Genomic DNA, 2,645 nt, shown 5'->3' with positions numbered 1-2,645 from the left:
TCGATAGATGGTGCAACGCTTGAACAAAGCATTAAAGAGATGAATAAGGCATTTAACCGTATGTTTAAGTATAAAAAAGTAGCTAAAAATTTAGTTGGATTTATGAGAGCAACAGAAGTTACTGTAAACGAGAAAGATGGCTCTTACAATCAACATATGCATGTTTTATTGTGTGTTGAGAGTAAATATTTTAAAGGCTCTGATAATTATATTTCACAACAAGAGTGGCTTAAAATGTGGCAGAAAGCTTTAAAAGTTGATTACAAACCTGTAGCTAACGTCAAAGCGATTAAGCCAAATAAAAAAGGCAACAATGCTATTGAATCTGCAATCAAAGAGACGTCAAAATATGCAGTAAAAGCAAGTGATTATTTAACAAGTGACCAAGAAAAAGATTTAGAAGTTGTAAATGATCTGGAGCAAGGACTTTATAAAAAACGCATGATTTCGTACGGTGGACTTTTAAAAATCAAACACAAAGAATTAAATTTAGATAATGCAGAAGACGGTAATTTAATTCAAACGGGCGAAGAAAAAATTTCGGACGAAGAAGAAAAAGCAAATTCAATTATGGCAATTTGGAATTATGAAAAACAAAATTATTTCTTGAAGCATTGAAAATTTTCAATGCTTTTTTTTGTTTTTAAACCCCTGTGGGAACTATAGCGATCAAACTGCAAGTTTGCCCTGTAAAATGCAAATTTTAACACGATTCTATGCCAAATTTTTAATTTGCATGTAACTGGGCAGTGTCTAAAAAATCGCAGACACTGATGAAAATTAAAATTTAATTATTTGGCTCATATTTGCGTTTTAAGAGCTACTTTTGATTTCCAAGTACTTTTTTACTAGAAAAATGCTGAAAATGTCTTAAACGGGCTTAAAATTAAAAATAAGCATAAATCGTTTTGATTTTTTCTAGAGAATTAATCTGCGAAGTTGAAAAAAGGTGCAACGATCTTTTATGCCGAGAAAACTTTTCGGAAAGAAAAGACCCCTCATGCACACTAAACGAAGTGGGCCCACCAGGGCGTTTTTTGCCTGGTGGCTCATCTTTGGGGAGTGTGAGGGGTCAAAGTTTCTACCGAAAAGGAAATTGGAATAAATGCAAACATCAGACGAATACCAGGTACTGCCCATTTACATGCAAACTTCGTTTTCATTCAAAAAATGGGCAAACATGCTGTTTGATTGCATAGTTCGTGTGGCGACTGAAAAAAACGAAAATTAATTTGAAATTCGATGTTTTTGATATGAAAATCAGAAATACTTTTATGCCGAGAAAATTTATTGATGTTGAGAAGAACCCTTAACTAAACTTGCAGACGAATGTCGGCATAGCGTGAGCTATTAAGCCGACCATTCGACAAGTTTTGGGATTGTTAAGGGTTCCGAGGCTCAACGTCAATAAAGCAATTGGAATAAAGCAATTATGTTATTGATTTTAAATTTTTTATATCAAAATGGTCTTTTTCTGTTAAATCATAACCAGAATGAAAAAGAAGTTGAGCTTCTTTTGAAATACATGGTATTTTTCGACCTTTGTAATTAGTTTCTGAAAACCAGTCATTTTGGAAAACATAATTACCACCTTCTGGGTTTGCTTGGGTAATTGATCCATCATCATTTAGATTTATAGGATGAATATCTAAATACCCATATTCTTCATGCTTAAGTTCCATGCGTGAAGGCATCCAATCAACTTCTATTTTGTATCCGATATCTTCTAATTTTTGTATAACTTTTTGAGTGTGTTGAGCGTCAAAATCTATATCTATATCTCTGTGTTCTCTTTGTTGTTTTCCAGTTAATACATCTACCCCCCAGCCACCATCTAACCAATAAGTTACTTTCATGTGTTCAAATAAATCTAAAATATAAAATAAATCTTTTTCTGTTACATTATTATTTTTCATTTTATCCCTCCTAACTTGGGAATTTGAAACGAGTTGAAAACGAGTTTCTTCTTGTCTTGATACTATATAGAAATAATGAGTTTTCTATAATTACGTTTAAACCATTGATATGATAGCGTTTGTCTGTATTTTTAGGGTATAAAAAAATTTGACACAAAAAAGCCCCAGATGTAAGATTAAGTTGTCTAGAAATAATAATACATTCAGGGGGACTTTTTTATGCGATTTTTAATTAAACCAACCAATCAAAAAAGAAAACAGAAAGGTGGTTTTCTTGATGCAAGATAATAATACAAGATTTATTTACGAAAATCAAGATAGCCAAACTTTAAGAGATTTCACTAAGTCGGGTAAAGAGAGACCCTGGAAAGAGAAGAAGATAGGGAACGTGACTTATTCTGAATTACTAGAGATTTTAAAAATAAAAAAGGCTCACAATGTGCGTCAATGCGGTAATATACTTGAATTTAAAGCGACAGATGAAGGATATTTAAAGCTTTATAAAACATGGTTCTGTAAATCTAAGCTTTGTCCTGTCTGCAACTGGAGAAGAGCAATGAAAAATAGTTATCAGACGCAAAAGATCGTTGAAGCAGTGATTCAGGAAAAACCGTCGGCACGTTGGCTTTTCTTAACTTTATCAAATCGAAATTCGATAGATGGTGCAACGCTTGAACAAAGCATTAAAGAGATGAATAAGGCATTTAACCGTATGTTTAAGTATAAAAA

At 32.5% G+C, this 2,645-nt stretch carries 3 protein-coding genes; 2 read left to right on the top strand and 1 reads right to left on the bottom strand.

What is annotated here, in order from left to right:
* The coding region (locus ACZ2V4_RS11580; RefSeq protein ID WP_490514937.1) for a protein rep at positions 1-618 on the top strand (618 nt) is incomplete at its 5' end.
* Positions 619-1,430: 812 nt separating this feature from the next.
* Here the strand turns inward: ACZ2V4_RS11580 and lnu(A) are convergent.
* Positions 1,431-1,916, bottom strand: a complete 486-nt coding sequence (gene lnu(A), locus ACZ2V4_RS11575; RefSeq protein WP_001829870.1) for a lincosamide nucleotidyltransferase Lnu(A) — start codon at positions 1,914-1,916, stop codon at positions 1,431-1,433.
* Between the two features lie 277 nt (positions 1,917-2,193).
* Here lnu(A) and ACZ2V4_RS11570 point away from each other — a divergent pair.
* Positions 2,194-2,645, top strand: a 452-nt coding sequence (locus ACZ2V4_RS11570; RefSeq protein ID WP_490514936.1) for a protein rep, incomplete at its 3' end; no start/stop codon positions are given.

This window comes from Macrococcus sp. CoH-51_TC_04, from assembly GCF_058188655.1.
Note: the sequence above shows the minus strand (reverse complement) of the source record. Positions and strands in the feature narration are given on the sequence as shown.